Raw genomic sequence first — 26186 nt, 5'->3', positions numbered from 1 at the left:
CGGCCGCACCCTCACTTCAGGGTCACGAACCGCTGCACCAGCGAGGCCAGCACCACCGCCAGCAGCGGCAGCGAGAACCAGAAACTCCCCTGGACCAGCCGCAGCCGGCGCACGCCCGGCCGGGCCGCCACCCGCACCAGTTCCCGGGCGGCCAGCAGCACGACCAGGGCCACGGCGGCCGGCGCGCCGACCACCGACCACGGCGTCCAGGTCACCTGCGGGCCGATCGGCCCGGGATCCGGCCGTGGCACCGGGCCCGCCGGCCGCGCACGCGGCGCGTACACCGTGACGTCCTCGTTCGCCAGGACCCTCGTCAGCTCCGGCCGGCCGTCCAGGTGGGTGATCAGCCGGGGCGCCCAGTCCGCCGGGAAGCCCGCGTCCAGCTCCAGGTAGGTCAGCTGACCCCGGTTGACCATCAGGTAGGAGTTCGGGCCCGCCTCCCGGAGCGCCTCGACCAGGCCCGACACCGCCGCCGGGTCGGCCGGTGCCGCGGTCGGCACATAGGTCACCCGCTCCATGTCCCGCGCGCCCCAGGGCAGCGCCGGCGTCACGTCGGCGACCGGGTCCGGGGACAGCCACAGCAGCCGGACCGTCGGCCTGTCGTGGGCATACACCCAGTCCATGGCCGCCACCTCGCCGGGCCGGGTCCGCTCGAACGGCTCGTTGCCCCAGCGGGCCACCAGGAAACCGCCCATCAGCAGCAGCCCGGTGAGCAGTGCGGCCACCGGGGCGAGCAGCGGCCGGCGCTCCCGCCCGGCGCCGCCGGTGCGCGGGAAGAGCGCGAGCCCGCCGAGCAGGGCCGCGCCCGGCACCGCGAACATGAAGACCCGCAGCGCCATCTCACCGCCGTAGGACTGCATGCCGAAGCCCAGGAACGGCACGAAGGCCAGGATGGGCAGGGACCGTTCGCGGAAGAGGTGACGACGGCGCCGCCACCAGCCCCAGCAGGCCAGCGCCAGGACCGAGCCGGCCAGCAGTACCCGGGCGTACAGCACCAGCTTGTGGGCCGGGCTCCCGCCCTCGATGCGGCCGGAGACCGAGGTGGACACATTGCCGCCGACCCCGCCGACCCCGCCGAAGAGCTCGTCGAAGTGCCCGGACCAGTACGGCTCGGCCAGGAAGCCGATCCACACCGCGACCAGCACCGCGAACAGCAGCGGCAGGCCGCGCAGTTCGGACCGGCCGGCCAGGACGAGGGCGGTGAGCACGCCCAGCATCACGAACGGGGTGAGCTGGTGTGCCGGCACGGTGGCGGCGTACAGACCGATCAGCAGCAGGAGCAGAGCGGCCCGTCCGCGCCGGTCGACGGGCTCCACCTCGGCCTCGCCGGGACGCAGCCGCCTCCAGATCACCCGCGGCGGACGGAACCAGACCAGCAGGACCGCCACGAACACCAGGTAGAGCAGATAGGTGAAGCCCTGGGGGGAGAAGTAGTCCTGGCCGACCCAGCCGCTCAGGGCGAAGATCCACACGCCGGTCCACTTCGCCCGCCAGCTCGCCCGCAGCGCACGGGTGAGCAGGAACAGCGGCGGCAGGTAAGCGAGTTGCAGCACCGTCGGCCACCAGCGGATGACCTCGGTGAAGTCGCCGACCCCGCACGCCCGGCCGACGAACGCGGCCACCGCGAAGAAGCCGGGCCAGCTCCAGCGGGCGTCCAGGTCCGGGACGGCGGAGCCGGTGCGGTCGATGTGGTCGAGGAACCCCAGGTGCTGCCAGGCCGTGGGGAACCGCGGCTCGGTCTCGATCACCGCGGGCAGGGCGTGCAGCGACACCACGGTCGCCACCAGTGTGACCAGCAGCAGCGCCCGGTGCTCGCGGCGCCGTCCGAGCAGCGCGCCGAAGACGGCGATCATCAGGGCCGCCCCGGCCGGTGTCGGCGGCGGCAGCACGGACACCAGCCCGAGCCCGCCCATCCGGTCGAGGTCCGCCTCGTCCAGCCGCAGCGCGGGCACCCAGTACAGCACCAGCGCGGCCACCAGCAGACAGCCGAGGACGACCCCGGTCCGGGTGGGGCAGAGCGGACGGCCGCGGACAGGCGCCACCGGCTCCCCCGGCCCGGCGTGCTCGGGTACGGCGTGCTCGGGTACGGCGTCCTCGGGCCCGGCGTGCTCGGGCCCGGCGTGCGCGGGTACGGCGTCCTCGGGCCCGGCGTGCGCGAATACGGCGTGCGCGGGCCCGGCGTGCGCGGGTACGGCGTCGGCGGCCGGGGTGTCCGGGCCCGGGCGGACGTCCGGCCGGCGCTCCCCGTGGTCGAAGTCCACGGGGAGCCCGAGGGACAGGGTGTCGGAGTCCGGCGCCCAGGCGGGGCCCGGCCGCCGCGCCGGGAGACCGGCGGGGACCTCGGGGGTCCCGAGGTCGGCGAGGTCCCCGTCCGGTGCCGCCGTCACCGGCGGCGCGGCGGGCGCGGACCGTACCGTCCGCCACAGCTTCGGCGCGGCGATCGCCACGATCACCGCGAGGCTGGAGACCTCGGCGACACCCGCGCCGGTGAGCCCCATCCGTGGCAGGAGCAGCAGCGTCAGGCCCAGCACCAGCACGCACAGCAGGCCCTGCAGCCAGGCGAGTCCGGCGGTGCGGCTCTGCGCGCGCAGCACCGCGAAGTGGGTCTCCATCACCGTCCGCAGCACCGCGCCGACCGCGAACAGGCGCAGCAGCGACGTCGCCGCGTCCGCGTAGCCCGCCCCGAACACGCCGAGGATCCAGGGCGCGCCGAGGAAGAGCAGACCGGCGACCGGCAGCATGATCCGGGCCATCCGCGCGAGCGCCGCCCGGGTGTTGGCGGCCAGCCGGGCCGGGTCGTGCGCGCCCTCGACGGTGAGGGAGGCGCCCATGTTGACGGCGAGCAGGTTCGTCGTACCGCCTATGGTGGCGGCGATGTAGAAGTACGCGTTCTCCTCGGCGCCGACCCGCGCGGCGACGAGCACCGGCACGAGGTGGACCACGGCGAGGGAGAACAGCGAGCCGGTGTAGTCCCCGGCCAGGAATCTGCCGATCTCCCCCGGAGTCGGCGGCTCGGCGTGGTCCCCGGTCGCCTCCTCGTGCCGGGGCACCAGCCGCCGGAACACCAGCCAGCCCAGCGGCAGCACCGAGGTGGCGATGGCGGCCACCCAGGACACGAAGACCCCGGTGGTCGGGAGGGCGACGGCGAACGCGGCCAGCAGGGCCAGCTTCACGGCCGAGAACACGGTGTTGCCCACCGCCACCCAGGGCGCGCTGCGCAGCCCGGTCAGCACCCCGTCCTGGAGCGTGAGCACGTTCCAGGCGGCGACGGCCGCGATGAACCCGAGCCCGCCCAGCGTCCCGTGCAGGAAGCGGTACGACGGCCCCCACACGTCCAGCGTCAGCAGGAAGGCGCCCGCGGCCAGCGCCACGATCAGGGAACTGCCCGCGTACATGCGGCGGACGAGCCGCCCGGTGCGGTCGCCGGAGACCGCGATGAAGCGGGCCAGGGCACCGGTCAGGGTGACCGCGGTGAGCCCGGCGAGGAACTTCATCGCGGCGATGGCGGCCGATCCCTGGCCGACCGCGGACTCGGAGTAGTAGCGCGCCGCGGCCAGCCAGAAGCCGAGGCCGAGGACGGCGGAGATGCCGGTGTTGAACATCAGCGCGTAGGCGTTGCGGAACAGGGGACTGCCGCCGGAGCGGCCCGTTGCGGGCAGCCGCAGCCGGCGCCCGGACTTCGCGGGCGCCGCCGCGCCGGGCGTCCCGGCATCGGTCGTGGTGGTCGTTTCAGACACGGGAGGAGATGGCCTTCCGGCGGACCTGGCGGGCTCTGCGGACGAGGGCGTACCCCTGCGTGAGGGCACGCTCCCGGGCGAAGGTGCGGGCGACGGCGCGGCCGAGGAGCAGCCGTTCGAACTCCTCGGCCCCGGTGCCGCGGCGGACCGTGACCCGCCGCAGCGCGTAGGGCCCCTGGCCGCGACGGGCGAGGGCGTTGCCGACGGCGAGCGCCTGGGCGTACCCGGCCGCGCGCACCGCCTGGCGGACCCGGCGGCTGGAGTAGCCGTACGGATAGGCGAACGACACCGGGCGGGTGCCCAGCTCGCCGGCGAGGATCCGCGTGCAGCGGAGCAGCTCCGCGCGCAGCTCGGCGTCGGACAGCTGGTCGAGCTGGGGGTGGGTGTGGCTGTGCCCGCCGATCTCCACTCCGGCGGCGGCCAGTTCGCGCACCTGCCGCCAGTCGAGCATGGTGTCCGGGCCGCCCCCGGTGTCGTGGGTGCCGCGCAGCCAGCCGGTGGAGACGAACAGGGTCGCCGGGAAGCCGTGCCGGGCGAGCACGGGCAGGGCGTGCCGGTGGACGCCCTCGTAGCCGTCGTCGAAGGTGATCACCACCGGCCGGGCGGGCAGCGGCCGGCCGCCGCGCCAGCCGGCCGCGAGGTCGGCGGTGGTGACCGGGGTCAGCCCCAGGCCGCCGATGAGTTCCATCTGCTCGGCGAACGCCTCCGGTACGACCGACAGGGCACGGGTGGCGGCGTTGGGGGCGGTCGCCACGGCGTGGTACATGAGGACGGGCACCGGGACGTCACTCATGGCCCGCCCCCTCGACGCGCACCGCGGCGAACGCCGGGCCGGCCCACCGCGCCCGCACACGGCCCACCGCGTAACCGCCGGCGGCGCTCAGCAGCCCGGCGACGATCGCGCCGGCGCGCCCCGCCCCGCCCGGCCGGCCCAGCAGCGCGTCCCGCAGGCCACGGGCCACCCCGGCCGGCAACACCCGGGTGGCGTACCGGCGTTCGGACTCCAGTCCCTTGTCCGCCCCGACGCTGCGCGCCACCAGGGCCTTGGACAGGCCCTCGGCCCAGGTGCGGGTGCGGAAGTAGGCGAAGCGCTCGCGGGGCGCGGGCACCCGGTGGTGGATCACCGCCCGGTCGTCGACGAGCAGGACGGCGTCGGGACGGGCGCGGGTGAGGCGGATGCACAGCTCCGTCTCCTCGCCGCCCAGCGGGCGGCGGCCGCCGTCCCGGCCGATACCGGTGGCGAAGCCGCCCGCGGCCTCGAACGCCGTACGCCGGAAGGAGGCGTTGCCGCCGAGGACGTTGCGGACCCGGATCCGGCCGGGCGGCAGTCCCTTGTAGGTGCAGCCGACGACCCAGTCGAACTCCTCCGGGAACCAGGCGGGCCGCCGGCCCGAGGCCCAGCTGGGCACCGTACGGCCGCCGACCGCCAGCACACGCGGGTCGGCGTAGCCCGCGGCGAAGTGGCGCAGCCAGTCCCGCTCGGCCACCGCGTCGTCGTCGAGGAAGGCGATCACCTCGCCCCGGGAGGCGGCGATGCCGGTGTTGCGTCCGGCGGACAGGCCGCGCGGTCCCGCGTTGGGCAGCACCCGCACGCCGTCGGTCCCCTCGAACGCGCGGGCCAGCCGGTCCCTCAGGGCCGGGTTGTGGTCCACGACCAGCAGTGTCTCCAGCGCCGGGTAGGACTGCGCGCGGACGGAGGAGACCGCCGCGAGGATGTCCTCCCAGCGGTCCTCGGTGTACACGCAGATCACGACGGAGATGCCGGGACCCGTCAAGAGACCTCTCCCCGGCCGGCGCGCAGCAGCGGGGAGTGACGGGTGCGGCGGCGCAGGTCCCGCCGGTTGGACCGCTCCCTCAGGATCACGTGCAGCACCCGTAACCCGTCCCGGACGGCCCGGAGATTGCTGGTGCCGTGGATGCGGAGGTACTCGTGGCTGGGTATCTCCTGCACCTTCAGCCCCGCCTTGACCACTCTGATGTTCATCAGCGTCTCGACCTCGAAGCCGGTGCAGTCGAGTTCGATCTTGTCCAGGCAGTGCCGCCAGAACGCGTTGTATCCGTAGCACAGGTCGGTGTACCGGGCTCCGAACTTGTGGTTGACGACCGCGCACAGCGCCCGGTTGCCGAGTCTGCGGATGAGGGTCATGTCGTCCGTGCCGCCGCCGTTGGCGAACCGCGAGCCCTTGGCGAAGTCGGCGCCGGAGACCAGGGCGGAGACGTAACTGACGATCTCGCCGCCGTCGGCCGAGCCGTCCGCGTCGACCATCACGATGATGTCGCCGGTGCTCGCCTCGAACCCGGTGATCAGGGCGTCCCCCTTGCCCTTGCCGCGCTGCTCGACGACCTTGACGGCCGGCCAGAGGGAGCGTGCCACCTCGACGGTGCCGTCGGTGGAGTTGCCGTCCACCAGCACCACTTCGTGTATCCAGTGCGGCAGGGACTTGAAGACGTAGGGCAGGTTCTCCGCCTCGTTCATGGCGGGGATCACCACGCTCACCGGCGGGGTGATCGCCAGGTGGGAGGAGATGGGCCGGTAGTCGGCGGACGTCGACGGGTCTTCACCCGAACCAGGCGGGCGCAGGACGGAACTCATGGATTCTCTTCCCTCTCGTCCGGTGGACCGCCCGCCCCTGGGCGGCCCGGCTTGGTGTCCGGTTCGAAAGGGGGGCTCTCGTCCCCGGCACGGCGGACCGGCCACCGGGCGGACGCCCGTGGCGGCCTCCGCCCCCGCTGACGAGGTGGCACAGCCGGCCGGTCCCGGGAAGGCCGGCGGCCGGTCGCGCCGCACGACCCGGTCACCGCTGCGGTCACCGAGCACGGCACCCCCCCACCGCGCCCTGCCCCGGAAGCGCCGTGGCCCTGAGCCCTCCCCTGGAACCATGTGCCGGCGTGTCGGTGCGGGCGAGATGTACGACGGTTTGGACGTGTGCACCTTAGGGGCCGGACCCGGAAGGCTGCCCCGTTTTCCTGTTGATTCGGCTACTGAACAACCTTCGCCCATCTTCGTCAGGTTTGTGGGTGTTTTCCGGGAATCCGCTCCCGGAGCAGGGTCGACAGCAGGACCAGCACGCTCAGTACGGTCACGGCGACCACCCCGCCACGGGCCGACCAGCGGTGCACGGCCAGCATCCCCTGTGCGACCAGCATGTTGACGACGACCGCCCCCGAGAGGGCGGTCAGCACCCGGCCGAAGGGGTCCAGCCCGCGCAGCGCCGCGGCGATCGCCGCGGCCGGTGCCAGGAGCAGGAAGAGGAACGTCGAGGGAGCCCGCAGCGGTGTACCGGCGTCGAGGAGCGCGAGCACCGCACCGGTCGCCGCGACGGCGGTCGCCGCCCCCGCGAGCAGCGGCGTGAGGCTCCTCGCCGGCCCCGGCCGCGCCCGCTCGGTGTCCGCCGGTCCGCCGTCCGGTGAAGGTGTCCTGATGCCGAAGGTCTGCATGGGCGACTTTGCCCCCCGACGCGCCGGATACCGGGCTTCAATGTGGCGCAGCCGCGCGGAGGCCGTCAAGACGACGACCCTCCGACCCCGGTGCGCTGCTGACGGTCAGTCAACAGCAAGGGTGTGGATGCGTGCGGTACGAGCGGTGAACGTCTCGGGTCGATCCTGTTGATACGGCAATAGTTTTGGCATGGACACTTCCTGTCAACACGCGTAGCTGGTACGACAGTCCAGGCAGAGATCCTGCTAAAGGGAGGTTCCATGAGACGTTCCCGAATTACCGGATTCGTTACCTCGCTCCTCCTCGCCGTCGGCCTCGGTCTCACCGGGGCCGCTTCGGCGCAGGCGTCCTCGACCGCCGCGGCCGGCGGATACGTGGCGCTCGGCGACTCCTACTCCTCCGGAGTGGGCGCCGGCAGCTACATCAGCTCAAGCGGCGACTGCAACCGCAGCACCAAGGCCTTCCCGTACCTGTGGAACGCCGCCCACGGCCCGTCCTCGTTCACCTTCGCCGCCTGCTCCGGCGCGACCACCGACGACGTGCTCTCGACCCAGCTCGGCTCGCTCGACTCCTCCACCTCACTGGTGTCCCTCACCGTCGGCGGCAACGACGCCGGTTTCGCCGACGTCATGACGACCTGCGTGCTCCAGTCCGACAGCTCCTGCCTCTCCCGGATCAACACCGCCAAGGCGTACGTCGCCAACACGCTCCCCGGCAAGCTCGACACCGTCTACAACGCGATCAGCGCCAAGGCCCCGTACGCCCGGGTCGTCGTCATCGGCTACCCCCGCTTCTACCTGCTCGGCCAGTCCTGCCTCGGCCTCTCCGAGACCAAGCGGTCCGCGATCAACGGCGCCGCCGACTACATCGACGACACCATCAAGGCGCGTGCCACCGCCCACAACTTCGTCTTCGGCGACGTCCGCGGCACGTTCACCGGACACGAGATCTGCTCCGGCAACTCCTGGCTGCACAGCGTCAACTGGCTCAGCATCGGTGAGTCGTACCACCCGACCGCGGCCGGCCAGTCCGGCGGCTACCTGCCGGCGTTCACGGGCGCCGCGTAACCCGTACGGGCTCGCCCGGCAGGGTGGAATTCACCGGCCGCCGCTCAGGGCGAACCAGACGGTGAGGCGGAGACCCCGTCCGACGGGGTCTCCGCCGGTGTCGTACACGTCACCGAGAACGCCACCGTGTTCGACGTGGCCCGCACCGGGCCGCGCACCTCCACGCCGACCTCGCCCCCGACCGTCCCGCCAGGGGTCTCGGGGTGGGCCGTCACCGTCACCTGCCGCTGCCGGGTACGCGGTCCGTCCGCCGGGAACGCCAGTGTGTGCCACCCGGGGTCCGGCGGGGAACCGTGGGAAAGGACCCACCGGTACTCCACCTGCGCGGGCAGCCGCCCCACCGTGAAACGCGCCGTGAGCGAGGGCGCCTGCCCGGCCGGCGGCGGGCAGCTCCCCGAGTACTCCGTGTGCGCGCCGGTCAGCATGACGTGCACCGACTGGGCCGGCCGGCTGCTCGCCGAGGCACTGCCGCGGGGCGGCGCGGGCGCCTCGGTGCCGGCCTCCGCACTCCCGCTGGGCGAGGGCGAGGAGCCGCCGCTCACCGGGCCGGTGCTCACGGTGCCGCCGCCCCGCTCCTTCCCGTCGTCACGGCCGACCAGCGCGTACGTCAGCCCCGCCAGCGCCGCCGCCAGCGCGAGCACCCCCGCCACCAGGACGGCGCCGGTACGGCGCTCGCGCCGCGGGTGCGGCACCCGCCCGGCCGCCGTGGTGCCGGGGTCCGGGTACCCGGTGGGCAGCGGCGCCGGCGGAGTGCGCGACGGCTCCGGGGACCGGGCCGGAGCCGCGGACGGGTACGGCGACGGCGCGGGCGCGGTGTCCGCCCCGGGCGTCCCGCCGGCCGCGACCAGCCGCAGCTCCCGCTCCGCCCGTTCCGCCGGCAGCCGCTCGGCGGGGTCCTTGCGCAGCAGCCCCCTGATCACGGGCGCGAGCGGCCCGGCCCAGCGCGGCGGCGGCAACTCCTCGTCCACCACCGCCCGCAGCGTGCTCAGCGGTGTGTCCTGCCGGAACGGGGAAATGCCCTCGACGGCCGCGTACAGCAGCACGCCCAGCGACCACAGGTCCGACTCCGGACCCGGCGTCCGCCCCAGCGCGCGCTCCGGCGCGAGGAATTCGGGCGAGCCGATCACCTCGCCCGTCATCGTCAGCGCCGAACTGCCCTCCACGGTCGCGATCCCGAAGTCGCCGAGGACCACCCGGCCGTCGTTCGCCAGCAGGACGTTGGCCGGCTTCACGTCCCGGTGCAGCACCCCCGCGGCGTGCGCGGCGCGCAGCGCGGACAGCACCTCGGCGCCGATGTGCGCGGCCCGCTGCGGCGGCAGCGAGCCGTCCGCCTCCAGCTGGTCGGCGAGCGACAGCCCGCGCACCAGTTCCATGACGATCCAGGGCCGGCCGCCCTCCATGGCCACGTCGTACACCGTGATCACGTTGCGGTTCGCGACCCGCGCCGCCGCCCACGCCTCGCGCTCCAGGCGCGCGTACATCCGCTCGACGTCCGCGGCCGGCAGTCCGGCCGGGGCCCGCACCTCCTTGACGGCCACCTCGCGGTGCAGCACCTCGTCCCGGGCGCGCCACACCGTGCCCATGCCACCCTCGCCCAGCGGGGACAGCAGACGGTAGCGGCCCGCGATCACACGTTCAGGGCCCGGCGTTCCTGACACGGGCGCCCCCCAAGGCATCTCGCGCGAATCCTCCACAAAAGTAGCTCAGCCCAGCGCGGATGCGGCCCCCTTGAGCACCAGTCCCGTGCCGAGCGCGACCACGACCAGCGCGGACGCGAGCGGCAGGGTCCGGCGCACGAGGGCGGTCAGGGGGTGCACGGTCCAGCGTGCGCGCCGGTCCAGTACCCGGGCCGCCCCCGCACCCAGCCGTACGACGGCGAACCCGGCCGCCGACAGGGTCAGCGCGAGTCCGGCCCCGTACGCCACCACGAGCAGCAGTCCGAACCACGCCTTGCCGAGCGCGGCGGCGCCGACCAGCACGACCACGGCGGACGGGCTGGGCACCAGCCCACCGGCGAAGCCGAGCAGGATCGTGCCGCGGAGGGTGGGAGCGGTGGGGTGCGTGTGCGTGTGCCCGCCGTGGGTGTGCGTGTGCCCGCCGTGGGTGTGCGTGTGCCCGCCGTGGGAGTGGCTGTGGGCGTGACTGTGACTGTGGCCGCTATGGCTGTGGCTGTGGTTGTGGCCGCTGTGCGTGTGGGTGTGGTCCACGTGGGTGTGGCCCCCGTGGGCGTGCTTCACGTGGGTCTGGTCTACGTGGGTCTGGTCTACGTGGGCGGGCGGGTGGCTGTGTGTGTGGTCGCCATGGGTGTGTGCCACACCGTCGTGGGGGTGCGAATGGTGGGCGGCTCCGTGGCCGGTGCCGTCCGCGCCGACCACCGCCAACTCCCGCCGCTCGACGTCCGCCCGGCTCTCCCCGGCCTCCCGGTCCTCTCCGCCCTCCCCGGCCTCCCGGTCCTCACCGGCCCTCCCGCTCTCCTCCTCCACCCCGGTTTCCCCGTCCGCCCCGGCCTCTTGAGCGCGCGCCCGCGCGGCAGCGGTTCCCCGCGCCCGGTCGCGCCAGGCCCGGCGTACGAGGGTGACGCCCGCCGCCAGTACGAGGGCGCCGCTGGCGATCCCCAGCCAGGAGATCACCGCGGGCGCGGCGGCGGAGCCGGCCGTGACCAGCAGGCCGAGCGCGACCACACCGAGGGTGTGGGTCACGGTGACCGACGCGGCCAGCGGCAGCACGTCCCGCAGCCGTGCCCGGCCCCCGCGCGCCGCCGCCGTCGCGGCCATCAGCGTCTTGCCGTGGCCCGGTGCGAGGGCGTGCAGGGCGCCCAGGGCGACCGCGATGAGCAGCGCCAGCCCGGCGAAGCCGACGGTCAGGTGGTCGCGGGCCACGAGGTCGTCCAGGGCCCGGGTCCAGCGGTCGGCGCCCCGGGGCAGCACCCCGGCGCCCGGGGCCGCCTGCCGCCGTGCGTCCGCCCCGAGCGCCGGACCGCCCGGCCGCACCCGCAGCGAGGCCGCACCGGTGCCGGCGGGCGAGGACAGCAAGTCCTGCGGGTAGGAGGTCAGTTCCCGCGAGACCGACGTTCCCGGCACGTCCGTCGCGGTGAGCGTCATACGGTCGCCCCGCGCGGTGATCTCCCGCCAGCCGGGCCCGTCGGCGGCACCCGCGCTGCGGAAGCCCAGCAGGACGGCGCGGCCGCGGGGCAGCGGGGCGGTCAGCCGGCATTCCACGCGCACGGTGTCGAGACCGGCCTGGCCGGGGCGCAGCCGCGCGGTGCCGCGGACGGCCGTCAGCGTGGCCGTGCGGCCGTCGACGGTGAGCCCGCTGCCGGCGGCGGCCCGCGCGCACCGCTGCCGGGCCCACGCGCCGAGTCCCAGCCGCTCGATCGCGGGCCTTGCCTGGGTCGCCGGGATCTCGGCGAGGTCTTCCACGTGGTCGACGCGCAGCTGCCCGGGAGCGGCGACAAGCCCGTCGTAGCGGTTCACGGTGAAGTTGCCGAGGGGATGCGCGGCCGCGGTACCGGCCGGCAGGAGTGCGAGGGCGGCCACGGCGAGGAGGACGCACAGCAGACGCGGCTTCACTCGGCCCCCTCCAGCGCCTCGCGCGCCCGCGCCGCCCCCAGCGGGGAGAACCCGGGGTTCAGTTCCAGGGCGGAGGCGAGCGAGGCACGGCCGGCCGCCCGGTGGCCCGTGGCCAGTTCGATCACGCCGCGGTGGTAGCGGAAGGCGGCGTTGCGGTAGCCGGTGGCCGTGGCCCGGCGGGCGTACGGCAGGGCCTCGGCGTCACGGCCGTTGACGTGCAGCGCCCAGGCGAGGGCGTCCGCGGTGTGCACGGTGTGCCGGCGGTCCCATTCGGCGCGGGCCGCGCGCAGGGCGGCGGCCTTGTCGCCGTGGTCGGCGGCGGCCAGCGCGGTGTCCAGGTCGGCGTTGACGCCGTTGGCGCGGGCCAGCGCGGTCCAGGCGTCGACCAGCGCGTACTGCCGCCGGGCCCGCGCCCGGTCGCCGGCCGCGCCGCGCGCCTCGTACAGCTCACCCAGCGCGACCAGCGGGCCGGGCAGCGGGGAGCGGGCGACCACCGCCTCCATGTCCTCGATGGCCGCGGCGCGGTCACCGCGCGCCGCCCGCGCGCGGGCCCGGCCCTCCAGCGCCGGGAGGTAGCCGTCGTCGGCGGCCAGGGCGCGGGCGTAGTAGGTGAGCGCCGCCCGGTGGTCGCCCTCGTTCCAGGCGAGTTGGCCGAGCTGGGTGGCCACGTACGCCGTGTCACCGGGCGAGGCGGCGGCGGACAGCGCCTGCTGCAGGACGCGGCGCGCGGTGGCCACGTCCCCGCTCAGCTCGTGCACATAGGCGTACCGGGTGAAGACCGGCACGCCCGGCCGGCGCGCGTCCGCGGTCCGTGCGGCCTTCGCCGCGTCGGGGTACCGGCCGAGCTCGACCAGCGCGTCGACGCGGGAGGCCAGCGCGCGTTCGCTGTACGGGTTGCGCCGGAGAGCCGCGTCCGCGAAGGCCAGGGCGCCGGCGAAGTCGTGCCGGGCGGCGGCGAGGGCGGCGCGGCCGGCCAGGGCCGGGTCGTTGCCCGGCGCCAGGGACAGGGACCGCCGCAGCGCCTGGTCCGCCTGCGGGTACCGGGAGGGGTCGCCTCCGGTCCGCGCCTGCTCGACGTAGGCCAGGCCGAGGGCGGCCCAGCCGCCGGAATCCCCCGGCTGGGCCCGCAGGTGCGCCTGGAGCGAGGCGACGCTCGCGTCGAGGTTGCCGCCGCCCGGCACGCCCGGGTCCGTGACGTCGGCGACGAGCGGCGCGGACACCGGCGCCCGGTCCGCGCCCAGCGCGATCGCACCGCCGGTCATGGCGACCGCCAGCAGGGCCGCGGCGCACGCGAGTCGCAGGGTCCGCAGCCGCCGGCCCCCGACACTCCCGCCCCGCCGCACGCCACCGCCCCACACGTCACCGACCGCCCCGCCAGCGGTGGTGGCTTTCCCGTCCGCGGTGGTGGCTTTCCCGTCCGCGCCGGCGGCCTCCCCGTCCAGGGCGATGGTCTTCCCGTCCGCGCCGGCGGCCGGACGGCCCTCGGCGTGCCGGTCCGCACCGGGGGCGGCGGCGGCCGTCCCCGCCTTCGGCTCAGGTGGCGCGGGCAGGCCGTCCCGGCTCTCGTGCGCCCTCTGCCCGGCCTTCTCGTCGTCGTGCCCGCGCGGGCCCATGCCGTGTCCTCCATGGGGTGTAGGGAAGGCGCGGCCCGCCGTGGGGGGAGGGGAATACGGGCCGCGCCGGTCTGGGTGGGTGCGGGGATCAGTACGCGCGCTGCACGCGCCGGCGCCACCACGCGAAGGCGGTGCCGATCAGCAGGATCCCGGCCGCGCCCGAGGCCGCCGAGGCGGCGATCAGCATGGTGTCGCCGGAGCCGCCGGAGGAGGAACCGGCCGGCTGGAGGGCGTCCCCGAGCTGGCTGCGCACGTCCGCGCCCGCCGTCGTGCCCTTGGCGAGCCGGCCGCGCGAACCGGCCGTGGGCTCGGCGACGTACGGGAAGTACTTCTCGAACTGCTTGTCGTTCTTGTCGACGGCGTCACCCAGGTCGTTCTTGGCGCCGACCAGTTCGCCCTCCACGACCTGGAGCGCCTCGTCGATCACGTCGTCGGTGAGCCGGCGGCCGTTGGGGAAGCCCGCGTTGTCGCCGTCGAGGACGCCGAGCCGCTTGGGGTGCATGGTGGGCTTGACCGAGGTGTTCAGCCGCAGCTGCTCCGAAGGCTTCACGTGCGGCTGTTGGTTGAGGCCCTTGACGCCCTTGAGGAAGACGTCGACCAGGTCGTTGCGCGGCTCGGCGGGAGCCTTGATCTTGTAGATCGACTCGATGAGCTTCGGCAGCTCGGGGTTGGTGACGTTCTTCAGGAACTGGGCGTCGTACGCGGGCTGGGACGCGTTGAACCTGTCCTTGTCCTTCTGCGGGTTGACGACCTCGTTGACCAGCGGGTTGCCGAGGCGCGAGACCTGGCTCCAGTAACCCTGCGCGTTACGGCGCTGGGTGGTCGACCAGATCCCGACGACCGGCTGGTGGGACGACTCGCGGATCAGGTCGTTGGGCACCTGGAGCGCGATGGAGTTGACGTTGTAGCCCTTGAGGGTGTCCCGGCCGACCTCGGTGAGGTTGCCGCCGTAGAGCAGGTCGAAGACGCGCAGGTCCAGGAAGAAGGGGTCGTCCGCCTGGCCGGCGAAGGTCGCGGCGCCGCCCGCCGCCTTGTGCACCGCCTGCGCGCGCAGCTTGCCGTAATCCGGCATCGACGCCTTGCCGACGTTCGACGGGGCCACCGGTACGTCGTCCGCGACCTTCGTCCGCGACATCACGTGCTGGTTCTTCAGCCGCAGCAGCTCGACGTCGTACGTCTGCGTGATGTTGAGGTCGGGGTCGTCCAGGCTGGTGACCGGACCGGTGTTGTAGAGGAACGTGTTGCCGTTCTTCGTGTGGGTCCGGAAGGTGTAGCGGAAGATCAGCTCTTCCTGCGCGTCGCCGTCGTTGTCGATGTGGAGGTCGTACCGGGCGTCGTCGGCGAACGTGTAGAAGTTCGGTCCGCCGGCCGGTTCCTCGAACGGGATCCAGTTCGCCACGATCGTCGTCGTGTCGGGCTTGTCCGGGCTGACGAACGCGTACAGGTCCGTGTTGTCGTACTGCGGGGTGCCCGAGATCAGCGGGGCCTCGCGGTGCGAGGAGGCGGAGGCCGCCCCGGGTGCCAGCGTGGCCACGCCGGCGGCCGTGAGCCCTCCGGCGGCCAGTGCGCCGCAGATGAGCGTGGCCAGGCCCGCGCGTCCCGCGCCGCTCCCGGAGAACACGCTCCGGGAGAGGGCGTCCCTGGAGAAAACAGGTGTCATGCCGTCCGTCCTCAGTGCCGACTTGCCTTTGACGGACGGGTATACGGAGCGGAACCGCCGATCGGATGGGTCGGCCGGGGAAAAACTTTTTCCCGGCTCGCGACCCGCGTTTCCGGCCCGCTGATCCGTATCACCTCGGGGAGGTGTGTCTCGGTGCGGATGCGCGGTGCGCGAGGAAGACCCGGCTGCGGCCACGGAGAGGGGGCCCGCATGCAGGCGGAGGAACTGCTGGTGCTCGTGGCCGGCGGTGACCAGAGGGCGTTCGAGGACCTGTACGCACTGGTGTCGGGGCCGGTGTACGGGCTGGTGCGCCGGGTGGTCCGCGACCCCGCGCAGTCCGAGGAGGTCGCCCAGGAGGTGCTGCTGGAACTGTGGCGCTCCGCCGCCCGGTTCGACCCGGGCCGGGGCAGCGCCCTGTCGTGGATCCTCACCCTCGCCCACCGCCGCGCCGTCGACCGGGTGCGCAGCGCCCGCGCGGCCGGGGAACGCGAGCAGCGCGAGGCCCTGCGTGCCGGGGAACCGGCGTTCGACCAGGTCGCCGAGGAGGTCGAGGCCGGCCTGGAACGCGAGTGGGTGCGCCGCTGCCTGAACCGGCTCACGGCCCTCCAGCGCCAGTCGGTGACCCTGGCCTACTACGACGGCTACACCTACCGTGAGGTGGCCGAGCGGCTCTCGCTGCCGCTCGGCACGGTCAAGACGCGGATGCGCGACGGACTCAGCCGGCTGCGCGAGTGCCTGGGAGGCGCCGCATGAGTATCGTCGGCAGGCTGCTGGGCCGCGGGAACCCGCATTCGCTCGCCGCGCCCTACGCGCTCGACGCCCTGGAACCGGGCGAGCGGCGCCGCTTCGAGAAGCATCTGGCGGGCTGCGACCGCTGTGCCGGCGAGGTGCGGGAGCTGGCCGAGGACGCGGTCCGCCTCGCCTGGTCCACCGCCGCCCCCGCGCCGGCCGCCCTGCGCGACCGGGTGCTGGCCGCCGTGCGCACCACCCCGCAGGAGCAGGCGCCGCCGGCCGCCCGGGAGCGCGCGCCGCAGCTGCCGCCGCACGTCTGGGGCGCCCAGCCGCCGCCGTCGCGCGCCCGCACCCGCCGCGCGCGTCCCCTCTTCGCCTCCTTCGCGCCCTTCGCCACGGCGACCGCCGCGGCGGCCCTCGTCGTCGCCTCCCTCTTCGCGGTCCAGGCGCACCGCACCGAGGACCGGCTCGCCGCCGAGCAGGACCGGGCACGTGAGATCGCCCACGTTCTGGCCGCTCCCGACGCCCGCGCGGCGAGCGGCGAGGACGCGCGGGGCCGCAGTATCGGAGTGATCGCTTCCGTATCTGAGCGGGAGGCCGTCGTCACCCTCAGCGGATACGGCACCCCGGCCGGCGGACGCGTCCACCAGCTCTGGCTCATGCGCCCCCGCGCGCAACCGCGCTCCCTGGGGCTCCTCGGCGGCGACACGCCCTTGGTCGCCAAGGGTCTCGACCCCTCGTCGACGTCACTCGCCGTAACCGTCGAGCCTGACGGTGGATCAGCTCACCCCACCAGCCAGCCCATTGTCCAACTCACCCTGAAATCGGTTGGATTCGGAGAGTAGTCGAAGAGGGATGGTCAACCCCCTTACGGGGAAGGTGAATCCTGTGGCCGAGATACCCGCGTGCCCCACTGGGACGATAGGGTTAGCCTGCCCGGGCCGGGTGGACTCGTACGGGTGGGGAGTGACATGGAGCAGATAACAGTGCGCAGCAGGGCCAGGGTCCCTGCGATCACCTGCGGGAGCAGCGCGACCAGTTCGCGCCTCGACCGCCATCTGTCGGTACTGGCGGGTCCCGCCATACCGCAGCGGGAGACGGTCGAGGCGACCTCGCTGATGCGTGAGCTGACGGCGCGTGACTCCGCGCACAGGCGCAGCGACCGGGGTACGCGGGTCAGTCGCGTCTCCCTCTTCGCGCCGCTGCGCCGGCTGCGCCGCTCGCTGTTCGGCGGCCACTGACCCCAGCCTGCCGCGGCTGCGCCGGCCGCGGCGGCGGCCCACCGACCGGCCACCGGAACGGCCCGCGACCGGCCACCGGCGCGGTCCACCGCACGGGGACACCCGCGCTCAGGCCACCACACCGTCCCGGCGCAGCGCTGCGATCTCGCCGTCCGTCATCCCCACGGCGCGCAGCAGCGCCCCGGTGTGCTGCCCGAGGGCGGGTACGTCCCCCATCCGTGCCTCGTCCCCGCCCGGCAGCGTGATGGGGGGCAGCAGCGCCTTCAGCGGCCCGACCGGCGACCCCACCTGACGCCACCGCTCCCGGGCCGCCAGCTGCGGGTGCTCCGCCAGCTCGCGCACGTCCCTCAGCCGGGCGCAGGCGATGCCCGCCTTCTCCAGCCGGGCCAGCGCCTCCTCACCGTCCAGCGCCACCAGCGCCCCCGCGACCAGCGCATCGGTCCGCTCCCGGTGCGCGACCCGCGCGGCGTTCGTCGCGTAGGTGGGGTCCGTGCCCAGTTCCGGGCGGCCGATGACCTGTTCGGCCAGCCGCCGCCACTCCCGGTCGTTCTGCACCGACAGCAGCACCCGCCCGCCGTCCGCCGTCGGGTAGGCGTCGTACGGCGCGATGACGGCGTGCGCGAGCCCGGTGCGGGCCGGCGGCTCGCCACCGTGCATCGCGTGGTGCAGCGGGTGGCCCAGCCACTCGGCGAGCGCCTCCAGCATGGAGATCTCCACCGGACCGCCCCGCCCGGTCGTCCCGCGCCGCACGAGCGCGGCCAGCACACCCGAGAACGCGTACATCGCCGCCGCGATGTCGGCCGCCGGGACCCCCGCCTTCACCGGCTGCTCGGGCGTCCCGGTCACCGACACCAAGCCCGCCTCGCACTGCACGAGCATGTCGTAGGCCCGCTTGTCCGCGTACGGCCCCGAGCCGCCGTAGCCCGAGATGTCCACGGCGATCAGCCGCGGGTGCGCGGCGCACAGGGTGGCCGCGTCCAGGCCGAGCCGGGCCGCCGCGCCGTGCGCGAGGTTCTGCACGAACACGTCCGCGTCCGCGACCAGCCGCCGTACGACGTCCAGGCCGCGCGGGTCCTTGAGGTCCAGCGCGATGGACTCCTTGCCGCGGTTGCACCACACGAAGTGTGAGGCGAGGCCGCCGGCCGCCGTGTCGTAGCCCCGCGCGAAGTCGCCGCCGTCGACGCGCTCCACCTTGACCACCCGGGCGCCGAGGTCGGCGAGCTGACGGGTCGCGAAGGGCGCGGACACGGCCTGTTCGACGGCGACGACGGTGATCCCCTCCAGAGGGAGGGGCTGGGGGCGCACGGGCTGGTCCATCGGCTCATCCATGCCCGGATCATCACCCCTGGGCGGCGCCTTTGTCAGCAGTGCGGTCGAGCGGGCCGGACGGTTCCCCGTCGTGCCAGACGAGGGCGAACTGGCCCTCCGGTCCCTCCTCGTGGTGGTCCAGCACCGAGGCGGGGCGGCGGGCGGACTCCGGTGGCGGCAGGACGCCCGCCTGCCGCAGGTCGCTCGCCGTGACCGGGGACGTCACCGCCAGGGCGGCCCGGCGCGGCCGCAGGTCCGCCAGCAGGGCCAGCACTGTGATCAGCTCCAGCAGCTCCGACGTCCAGGCCTGCGGCCAGGCCGCCGGGCGGATCGCGGCGAGCGTGCCCGGTTCGGCCGGGCCGGTGCGGGCCGCGAACCAGGACTCCAGGACCCGGACTCCGGCCACCTCGTACTCCCAGGCCTCGGGCGGTACGGGGGAGACGCGGCCCTCGTCCAGGTGCAGGGTCTCCTCGTCGGCGTCGTAGCGCAGGGTCAGCGGGAGGCGCGGCAGGGGGGCGCGGACGTACGGGCGGCGGCCGCCCGGCAGCTTGGGGCGTTCGCCGTCGCGGCGCATCAGCCAGAGCACGCGGCGGCCCAGCTCCACACCGGACGCCCACACGTCCGGGTCGCCGGTGAGCGGCACGGTGAGCCCGGGGCGGACCGCCGCCAGGATCCAGGCCAGCACGTCCGGCGCGGTGGGGCGGGTGCCCAGGCGGGCCGTGAGGTGGTCCAGCAGACCGGGCGCCAGGTTGGGCTCCGCGCCGCCGGGACGGCGGTGAAGGGGGCGGATCCGGCCGGTGCGCAGCGTGGGCAGGAGCGCGGTCGCCAGCAGCGGGGTGCCCGGGTCGCCCGTCTCGGCCGTGAAGACCTGGTGGGCGTCCGCCACCCGCCACAGCTCGGGGCGGGCCGTGTCGATCAGCCGGTGGTCCGGGATCAGCCACTGCTCGTCGAAGGGGGCGGTCAGCACCCGCACCGGTTCCCCGCAGGGGCCCCCGGCGCGCGCGAGCCGTTCGGTGCCGCCGGACCCGCCGGGCAGCCGGCTCACCGCCGAGAAGAGCGTACGGGCGCGGGTCGGTTGGAACAGGGCCTCCCGGTCCGGCCCCGCGGCCTTCACCAGGGCGTCCCAACGGGCCCTCAGGGAGGCCGGATCGGGCGCCGTCGGCCAGGCGCGGCCCGGCCGCAGGGGTGCGACGGACCACGGCATGAGGTCCGCCAGCAGCGGAGCGTCGTCGTGCGTCACGCCCGGCATGGTACGGCCTCACGCACCCCGCGGATCAGGTGGCGTCCAGCGTGACGGTGAACGAGAACCGGTCGCCCCGGTAGTGGATGACCGCCACGTCCAGCACCCGGCCACCGGTGTCGTACGTCACACCCGTGTAGTGCAGGATCGGGCTGAGCAGCGGGACTTCGAGCAGCCGTGCCGTCTCCGGGTCGGCGAGCCGGGCCTCCACGGTGTCGGTGATCCGGCTGATGTCGGCCTTGACCACGTCCCGCAGCACCTTCGTCATCGGCCAGCGGACCAGGTCGTCCGGGTCGATGCGGTCGGCCAGTTCGGGACGGACGTGGTTGACGGCGTGGTTGGTCGGCTCGCCGGTCTTCTCGTCCCCGCGCAGACGGTGGTACGCCGCCACCTCCGCCAGGTCCGGGAAGTACTCGGCGAGCCCGGCCGGAACCGGCACCCGGCCCTGGTCCAGCAGCTCGGTCGTCATCCCGGACTGCTGGGCCACGATCGCGTCCACCGAGCCCAGCAGCCGCACCGGCGCCCCGCGCCGGACCCCGGGCTCGATGAACGTGCCGCGCCGCCGGTGCCGGCTGATCAGCCCCTCGTCCTCCAGCTCCTTCAGCGCCTGCCGCATGGTCAGCACGCTCACCCCGTAGTGCTCCGCCAGCTGCTCCTCGGTGGGCAGGCGCAGCGGGTCCTCGGCGGAGCGGCCCAGTATCGAGGCGCGCAGCGACTGCGACACCTGGTACCACAGCGGCAGCTTGCGGTTCAGGACGATCGAATCCGGAGCGAAGGAGGTCACGGGGCTATCCGTACCTGTCGGAGAACGTTCGGCGCAATGGCGGCCTCACCCCCGGAAGTGGCGCTGGAGTCCCCGCCACACATCGTCGTAGCGCTGCTGGAGGTGCTCCGCGCCGGCCGCCTGCGGGGTGAGGGTCACCGGCCAGCGGGTCTCGAACATGAAGGCCAGACCGTCGTCGATCTTCTGCGGCCGCAGCTCGGCCGCGCTCGCCCGGTCGAACGTCTCCCGGTCCGGGCCGTGCGCCGACATCATGTTGTGCAGCGAGCCGCCGCCCGGCACGAAGCCCTCCGCCTTGGCGTCGTACGCGCCCTCGATCAGGCCCATGTACTCGCTCATCACGTTCCGGTGGAAGTACGGCGGCCGGAAGGTGTCCTCGCCCACCAGCCAGCGCGGCGCGAACACGACGAAGTCGACGCCGGCCAGGCCGGGGGTGTCCGACGGGGAGGTGAGGACCGTGAAGATCGACGGATCGGGGTGGTCGTAGGAGATGGTCCCGATCACATTGAAAGTGCGCAGGTCATAGACGTACGGCACATAGTTGCCATGCCAGGCGACCACGTCCAGGGGGCTGTGGTCGTAGGTCGCCGTCCAGAGGTTGCCGCAGAACTTGTTCACCACCTCCACCGGACCCTCGACGTCCTCGTAGGCGGCGACCGGGGCACGGAAGTCCCGCGGGTTGGCCAGCCCGTTGGCGCCGATCGGCCCGAGGTCGGGCAGCCGGAACGGCGCCCCGTAGTTCTCGCACACATAACCGCGGGCGGACTCGTCCAGCAGCTCCACACGGAAGCGCACCCCACGCGGGACCAACGCCACCTCGGCCGGCTCCACATGCAGGCGCCCGAACTCCGTGTGCAGCAGCAGCCCGCCCCGCTCCGGCACGATCAGCAGCTCCCCGTCGGCGTCCGAGAAGACCCGCTCCATCGAGGCGTTGGCGTGGTAGAGGTGCACGGCCATGCCCGCGCGCTGCGCCGCGTCGCCGTTCCCGCCCAGCGTCCACAGACCGCCGAGGAAGTCGGTGCCCGCCGGGGGCTCCGGCAGCGGGTTCCAGCGCAGCCGGTTGGGGTCGGCCGCAGTCTCGGTGAAGGGGGCCGTGCCGAGTGCGCCGTTGTCGGTGCGGGTGAACGCCGGGTGCTGGGCCGAGGGGCGGATGCGGTAGAGCCAGGAGCGCCGGTTGTGCGCCCGCGGCTCGGTGAACGCCGTACCGCTCAGCTGCTCCGCGTAGAGGCCGAGCGGCGCGCGCTGCGGCGAGTTGCGGCCCTCGGGCAGGGCGCCCGGCACCGCCTCCGAGGCGTGTTCGTTGCCGAACCCGGTCAGATAGGACAGCCCCTCGGCGGTCTTCCGTGCGTCCCCGCTCATGTTCGCTCCCTCGCACTTCTCGATTCCTATGCATCACCGTAGGAATGAGTGCGCGCCCGCGCAAGAGGGGTCCGGGTCATCCCAGTGGGGTACGGCCGGAACCAGACCTGAGGGGGATCCTGGGCGGCGGGCCGCTGTTCTACGCTCCCGGTCATGTCATGGACGAAGTGGACGCGCGGACCCCTCGCCGCGCTCGCGGTGTGCGTCCTGCTGCCGTGGGGAGCGGCGGCCTGCACCACCGGCGAGGCGCACGGCGGCACGGTCTCGCCCTCACCGGTGGGGAAGGTCCTGGACGACACCGACGAGACCGGCCGGCACCTGCGCGAGGTGCCCGGGAAGAACGCGCCCGAGGTCGGCGTCGAAGTGACCCCGGACCCGGCCGGCGGCTGGGACGTCCGGCTCACCCTGCGCCGCTTCCGCTGGTCCGCGCCCGGCGCGGAGCCGGCGGCGGTCACCGGTCGCGGGCTCGCCCACCTCTTCGTGGACGGCCGCCGGGTCGCCCGGCTGCGCACGGCCACCCACCACCTGGCCGCCGGCCTGCCGCACGGCACCCACCAGGTCACCGCGCGCCTGTACGCCGACGACGGCACGGTGTGGGCGGTCCACGGCAAGCCCGTGCAGAGCACCGCCGACATAACGGTGTCGGGTGCGGAGACGGGTGCGGGAGCTGATACGGGTGCGGGTGCGCGAACGGGTGCCGGGGTGGACGCGGGGACGGGCGCGGGGGTGGAGACCGGCGCGGGTGCGGACGCGGCGGGCGGGCGGGCCGGGGCCGGGTACGCCGTCGGCGAATGAGCGCGTTGATGCATGCGGGCGTGGGCGCGGGTGGGAGCGTGGGTGCGGTGGCGGGCGGCAGCGTGGGTGCGGGTGCGGTCGCGGGCGGGTGCCGCCGGCGTGTGAGTGTGGGGGCCACCCTTCTCCGTACTGTGGGGCGAGGTTCACCGGACCCCGGCGGAAAGGCATCATGAAGCCCGTGCCCCACGCGACATCGCTCCGCCGCGCGCCGGTCCAGCGGCGCAGTGCCGAACGGCTGACCAGGATCCTGGACGCCTGCGCCGAACTCCTCGACGAGGTCGGCTACGACGCCCTGAGCACCCGCGCGGTCGCCCAGCGCGCCGGGGTCCCCATCGGCTCGGTCTACCGCTTCTTCGGCAACAAGCGGCAGATGGCCGACGCCCTCGCCCAGCGCAACCTGGAGCGGTACATCGAGCGCGTCACCGAACGGCTGCGGGCGGCGTCCGCCGCTGCCGCCCCCGGGCCGGACGGATCCGGGCGGCCGGAGGCTCCCGCGCGCACCGTGCCGGCCGCGCGCGGGGCGGACGCCGAGCGCGGCGGGGTGTCCGAGCGGGCGCTGCCCGCGGAACGCGGCGCGCCGACCGAGCGCACGGCGCCCGCCGGCGCCGCACCGGAGCGCACCGCGCCCCCCGGCGCGGCACCGGAGCGATCGGCCGCACCGGAGCGATCGGCCGCACCGGAGCGATCGGCGGCGCAGGACCGAACCGCGGCACCCGAGCGAACGGCGCCCGCCGAGTGCACGGCGTCCTCCGCCCGGCCGGCCGACTGGCGGCTGGCGATGGACGCCGTTCTGGACGAGTACCTCGCCATGAAGCGCACCGAGCCCGGCTTCTCCCTGGTCGACTTCGGCAACCAGATCCCGGTCGGCTCCCGCAACGCCGAGCCCAACACCCGGGTCGCCGACCGGCTGACCGAACTCCTCGCCGGCTATCTCTCCCGCACCCCGGACACGGACCTGCGGCGGGTCTTCCTGGTCGCCGTCGAGAGCGCCGACACCCTCGTCCAGCTGGCCTTCCGGATCGATCCGCAGGGCGACGAGGCGATCATCGCCGAGACCCGGGACCTGCTGCGGGCGTACCTCGCGCGCGTGCTCGACTGACCGGTCCCGCGCCCGGACTCCCCGCCGCGCCGGCGGAACGGCCCCGCCGCGCCGGCGGAACGGCCCCGCCGCGCCGGCGGAACGGCCCCGCGCCAGGACTCCCCCCTGTCCATACCGGTCGGTATGCTCGCCCCGGGCCCGCCCGTGTCCTGGCCGGCCCGCCGTCGACCCTCCGGGAGGACCCGTGTCCCGCACCGCCCTGCGAATCTGCCCCCTGTGCGAGGCCACCTGCGGGCTGACCCTCACCATCGAGGGCACCCGCGTCACCGGCGCCCGCGGGGACCGGGAGGACGTGTTCAGCAAGGGGTTCATCTGCCCCAAGGGCGCCTCCTTCGGTGCCGTCGACGGCGACCCCGACCGGCTGCGCACCCCGCTCGTCCGCAAGGACGGCGTCCTGTCCGAGGCCACCTGGGAGGAAGCGTTCGACGCGGTCGCCGCGGGCCTGCGCCCGGTCGTGGAGCGCTACGGCCCCGACGCCGTCGGCGTGGTCCTCGGCAACCCCAACGTGCACACCGTGGCCGGCGCCCTCTACCCGCCGGTGCTGCTCGGCGCGCTCCGCACCCGCAGCCTGTTCACCGCCTCCACGGTCGACCAGATGCCCAAGCACGTCTCCAGCGGCCTGCTGTTCGGTGATCCCCACGCCATCCCGGTGCCGGACCTCGACCACACCGACCACCTGCTGCTGATCGGCGCCAACCCGCTGGAATCCAACGGCAGTCTGTGCACCGCCCCCGACTTCCCCGGCAGGCTCAAGGCCCTCAAGGCCCGCGGCGGCCGGCTCACGGTCGTGGACCCGCGCCGCACCCGCACCGCGCGGCTCGCCGACCGGCACCTGGCGATACGCCCCGGCACCGACGCCCTGCTGCTCGCCGCGATGGCACACACCCTCTTCGCGGAGAAACTGGTCGACCTCGGGCACCTGGCCCCGCACGTCCAGGGCCTCGACGAACTCCCGGACGCACTCGGCGAGTTCACCCCGGAGGCCGTGGCACCCGCCTGCGACCTCGACGCCGGTGACATCCGCGACCTCGCGCGCGACCTCGCCGCCGCCCCCACCGCCGCCGTCTACGCCCGCATCGGCAGCTGCACCGTCCCGCACGGCACCCTGGCCAGCTGGCTGGTCGACGTACTCAACATCCTCACCGGCAACCTGGACCGTCCCGGCGGCGCCCTCTTCCCGCAGGCCGCCACCGCCCGGGCACCCCGCCCGGCCGGCCCCGGCCGCGGCTTCGCGCTCGGCCGCTGGCACTCCCGGGTGCGCCGGCACCCCGAGGCCAAGGGCGAGTTGCCGCTCTCCGCGCTCGCCGAGGAGATCGACACACCGACCGACGAGGGGACCCCGGTCCGCGCCCTGATCGCCGTCGCGGCCAACCCGGTGCTCTCCGCGCCCGACGGCCGCCGGCTCGACAAGGCGCTGGCCTCCCTGGACTTCATGGTCAGCGTCGACCCGTACCTGAACGAGACCTCGCGCCACGCCCACGTCGTGCTGCCGCCGCCCCCGCCCGCCCAGAGCCCGCACCACGACTTCGCCTTCAACACCCTCGCGGTGCGCAACCAGGTCCGCTACACCCGCGCGGCCGTCCCGCTGGAGCCGGGCCGCATGGCGGAGAGCGAGATCCTCGCCCGGCTCGTCCTCGCGGCCACGGGGATGCACGGCGCCGACCCGGCCGCCGTGGACGCGATGGTCGTCGAGCAGACCCTCGGCAAGGCCGTCCGGGACGAGCACTCGCCGGTGCACGGCCGCGACCCACGCGACCTCGCGGCCCGGCTCACCGGCGACAACGGCCCCGAACGGCGGCTCGACATGATGCTGCGCCTCGGCCCCTACGGCGACGGCTTCGGCGCCCGGCCCGAGGGGCTGACCCTGGAGCGGCTGCTCGCCCACCCGCACGGCATCGACCTCGGCCCGCTGCGCCCGCGCCTGCCGCAGCCGCTCAGGACCCGCAGCGGCAGGATCGAGCTGCTGCCCGGACCGATCGCCGGCGACCTGCCCAGGCTCCGCGCGGCCCTGCGCGAACGCCCCGCGGGTCTGGTCCTCGTCGGCCGCCGCCACCTGCGCTCGAACAACAGCTGGATGCACAACGTGCCCGCGCTCACCGGCGGCAGCAACCGCTGCACCGTGCACGTCCACCCGGAGGACGCCGCCCGCCTCGGCGTCCGCGACGGCGCGGAGGTACGCCTCAAGGGCGCCGGGGGAGAGGTGGTGGTCCCCGCGGAGGTCACCGACGGCGTCCGGCCGGGGGTGGTGAGCCTGCCGCACGGCTGGGGCCACGACCGGCCCGGCACCCGGCTCAGCCATGCCGCCACCGACCCCGGAGTCAACGTCAACCAGCTGCTCGACGGCAGCCTGCTCGACCCGCTGTCGGGCAACGCGGTGCTCAACGGCGTCCCCGTCGAGCTCACCGCGCTCACCGCACTCCCGTGACCTGGAGTTTTGCGCGTATTGCTCGCGCGTCAACGTCTTGTTAACGCCGTTTGGACGGACCTAACGTCATCGCACCGCCGACCCCCAGGTGGGATGTTCAAGGGCGAACGTTAGGTATCCA

At 74.6% G+C, this 26186-nt stretch carries 19 protein-coding genes and 2 pseudogenes; 8 read left to right on the top strand and 13 right to left on the bottom strand.

Translation table 11 applies throughout. The features are described from left to right. Positions 1 to 11: 11 nt before the first annotated feature. From ABZ576_RS24430 to ABZ576_RS24410, 5 genes are all read right to left on the bottom strand, one after another. Entirely contained in the window at positions 12 to 3737 is a 3726-nt protein-coding gene (locus ABZ576_RS24430; RefSeq protein WP_360744596.1) for a lipopolysaccharide biosynthesis protein, read from the bottom strand. Next, the gene (locus ABZ576_RS24425; RefSeq protein ID WP_360744593.1) at positions 3730 to 4530 is read right to left on the bottom strand and encodes a polysaccharide deacetylase family protein; all 801 of its coding nucleotides are present in this window, start codon (positions 4528 to 4530) and stop codon (positions 3730 to 3732) included. Before ABZ576_RS24425 ends, ABZ576_RS24430 begins: the two co-directional genes overlap by 8 nt. Then, entirely contained in the window at positions 4523 to 5512 is a 990-nt protein-coding gene (locus tag ABZ576_RS24420) for a glycosyltransferase family 2 protein (protein WP_360744590.1), read from the bottom strand. The genes ABZ576_RS24425 and ABZ576_RS24420 overlap by 8 nt, the downstream gene beginning before the upstream one ends. Then, positions 5509 to 6330 (bottom strand): glycosyltransferase family 2 protein, encoded by an 822-nt coding sequence (locus ABZ576_RS24415; RefSeq protein WP_360744587.1) that lies wholly within the window; start codon positions 6328 to 6330, stop codon positions 5509 to 5511. Before ABZ576_RS24415 ends, ABZ576_RS24420 begins: the two co-directional genes overlap by 4 nt. A 413-nt stretch (positions 6331 to 6743) precedes the next feature. Further along, a complete protein-coding gene (locus tag ABZ576_RS24410; RefSeq protein WP_360744584.1) occupies positions 6744 to 7175 on the bottom strand; it encodes a hypothetical protein in 432 nt (143 codons plus the stop codon). Positions 7176 to 7436: 261 nt separating this feature from the next. Here ABZ576_RS24410 and ABZ576_RS24405 point away from each other — a divergent pair, with 261 nt between their 5' ends. After that, positions 7437 to 8243: an SGNH/GDSL hydrolase family protein gene (locus tag ABZ576_RS24405; protein ID WP_360744581.1), complete on the top strand. Its 807-nt coding sequence runs from the start codon at positions 7437 to 7439 to the stop codon at positions 8241 to 8243. Positions 8244 to 8287: 44 nt separating this feature from the next. Here ABZ576_RS24405 and ABZ576_RS24400 read toward each other — a convergent pair whose 3' ends face one another. From ABZ576_RS24400 to ABZ576_RS24385, 4 genes are all read right to left on the bottom strand, one after another. Beyond that, positions 8288 to 9919, bottom strand: a complete 1632-nt coding sequence (locus ABZ576_RS24400; RefSeq protein WP_360744578.1) for a protein kinase — start codon at positions 9917 to 9919, stop codon at positions 8288 to 8290. A gap of 27 nt (positions 9920 to 9946) precedes the next feature. Next, a complete protein-coding gene (locus tag ABZ576_RS24395; protein WP_360744575.1) occupies positions 9947 to 11812 on the bottom strand; it encodes a nickel transporter in 1866 nt (621 codons plus the stop codon). Beyond that, positions 11809 to 13425, bottom strand: coding sequence for a hypothetical protein (locus ABZ576_RS24390; RefSeq protein WP_360744572.1), 1617 nt, complete (start codon positions 13423 to 13425; stop codon positions 11809 to 11811). Before ABZ576_RS24390 ends, ABZ576_RS24395 begins: the two co-directional genes overlap by 4 nt. Positions 13426 to 13513: 88 nt before the next feature. Next, positions 13514 to 15085, bottom strand: a complete 1572-nt coding sequence (locus tag ABZ576_RS24385) for a DUF4331 domain-containing protein (RefSeq protein WP_360744569.1) — start codon at positions 15083 to 15085, stop codon at positions 13514 to 13516. Positions 15086 to 15295: 210 nt separating this feature from the next. Between ABZ576_RS24385 and ABZ576_RS24380 the strand changes: the two genes are divergently transcribed. The 3 genes from ABZ576_RS24380 to ABZ576_RS24370 all read left to right on the top strand — a co-directional run bounded on the left by ABZ576_RS24380 (position 15296) and on the right by ABZ576_RS24370 (position 17058). Then, positions 15296 to 15838 (top strand): sigma-70 family RNA polymerase sigma factor, encoded by a 543-nt coding sequence (locus ABZ576_RS24380; RefSeq protein WP_360744566.1) that lies wholly within the window; start codon positions 15296 to 15298, stop codon positions 15836 to 15838. Beyond that, the gene (locus ABZ576_RS24375) at positions 15835 to 16662 is read left to right on the top strand and encodes an anti-sigma factor (protein WP_360744563.1); all 828 of its coding nucleotides are present in this window, start codon (positions 15835 to 15837) and stop codon (positions 16660 to 16662) included. Before ABZ576_RS24380 ends, ABZ576_RS24375 begins: the two co-directional genes overlap by 4 nt. A 126-nt stretch (positions 16663 to 16788) precedes the next feature. Continuing rightward, the gene (locus tag ABZ576_RS24370) at positions 16789 to 17058 is read left to right on the top strand and encodes a hypothetical protein (protein WP_360744560.1); all 270 of its coding nucleotides are present in this window, start codon (positions 16789 to 16791) and stop codon (positions 17056 to 17058) included. Positions 17059 to 17166: 108 nt separating this feature from the next. Here ABZ576_RS24370 and ABZ576_RS24365 read toward each other — a convergent pair whose 3' ends face one another. The 4 genes from ABZ576_RS24365 to hmgA are packed head-to-tail and all read right to left on the bottom strand — an operon-like array spanning position 17167 to position 21746. Next, a complete protein-coding gene (locus ABZ576_RS24365) occupies positions 17167 to 18387 on the bottom strand; it encodes a CaiB/BaiF CoA-transferase family protein (RefSeq protein WP_360744557.1) in 1221 nt (406 codons plus the stop codon). 10 nt (positions 18388 to 18397) lie between these two features. After that, the gene (locus ABZ576_RS24360) at positions 18398 to 19615 is read right to left on the bottom strand and encodes a type ISP restriction/modification enzyme (protein ID WP_360744554.1); all 1218 of its coding nucleotides are present in this window, start codon (positions 19613 to 19615) and stop codon (positions 18398 to 18400) included. A 25-nt stretch (positions 19616 to 19640) separates the two neighbouring features. Continuing rightward, complete coding sequence (locus ABZ576_RS24355) at positions 19641 to 20390, bottom strand: GntR family transcriptional regulator (protein ID WP_360744551.1); 750 nt, start codon at positions 20388 to 20390, stop codon at positions 19641 to 19643. Positions 20391 to 20435: 45 nt separating this feature from the next. After that, positions 20436 to 21746, bottom strand: coding sequence for a homogentisate 1,2-dioxygenase (gene hmgA / locus ABZ576_RS24350; RefSeq protein ID WP_360744548.1), 1311 nt, complete (start codon positions 21744 to 21746; stop codon positions 20436 to 20438). Between the two features lie 153 nt (positions 21747 to 21899). Here hmgA and ABZ576_RS24345 point away from each other — a divergent pair, with 153 nt between their 5' ends. From ABZ576_RS24345 to ABZ576_RS24330, 4 genes and pseudogenes are all read left to right on the top strand, one after another. Continuing rightward, positions 21900 to 22541 carry a hypothetical protein gene (locus ABZ576_RS24345; protein WP_360744545.1) on the top strand — a complete coding sequence of 214 codons (642 nt, stop codon included), beginning with the start codon at positions 21900 to 21902 and terminating at the stop codon, positions 22539 to 22541. A gap of 169 nt (positions 22542 to 22710) precedes the next feature. Further along, positions 22711 to 22977 (top strand): annotated as a pseudogene (locus ABZ576_RS24340) (helix-turn-helix domain-containing protein); the annotation flags it as partial. Positions 22978 to 23307: 330 nt separating this feature from the next. Next, a pseudogene (locus ABZ576_RS24335) lies at positions 23308 to 23640 on the top strand (TetR/AcrR family transcriptional regulator); the annotation flags it as partial. Between the two features lie 184 nt (positions 23641 to 23824). Then, positions 23825 to 26065: a molybdopterin oxidoreductase family protein gene (locus tag ABZ576_RS24330; protein ID WP_360744542.1), complete on the top strand. Its 2241-nt coding sequence runs from the start codon at positions 23825 to 23827 to the stop codon at positions 26063 to 26065. Positions 26066 to 26186: the final 121 nt, after the last annotated feature.

This window comes from Streptomyces sp. NPDC013455, from assembly GCF_040632975.1.
Classification (GTDB): domain Bacteria; phylum Actinomycetota; class Actinomycetes; order Streptomycetales; family Streptomycetaceae; genus Streptomyces.
The sequence above is the reverse complement of the archived record's forward strand: the minus strand, read 5'-3'. Positions and strand labels throughout refer to the sequence as shown.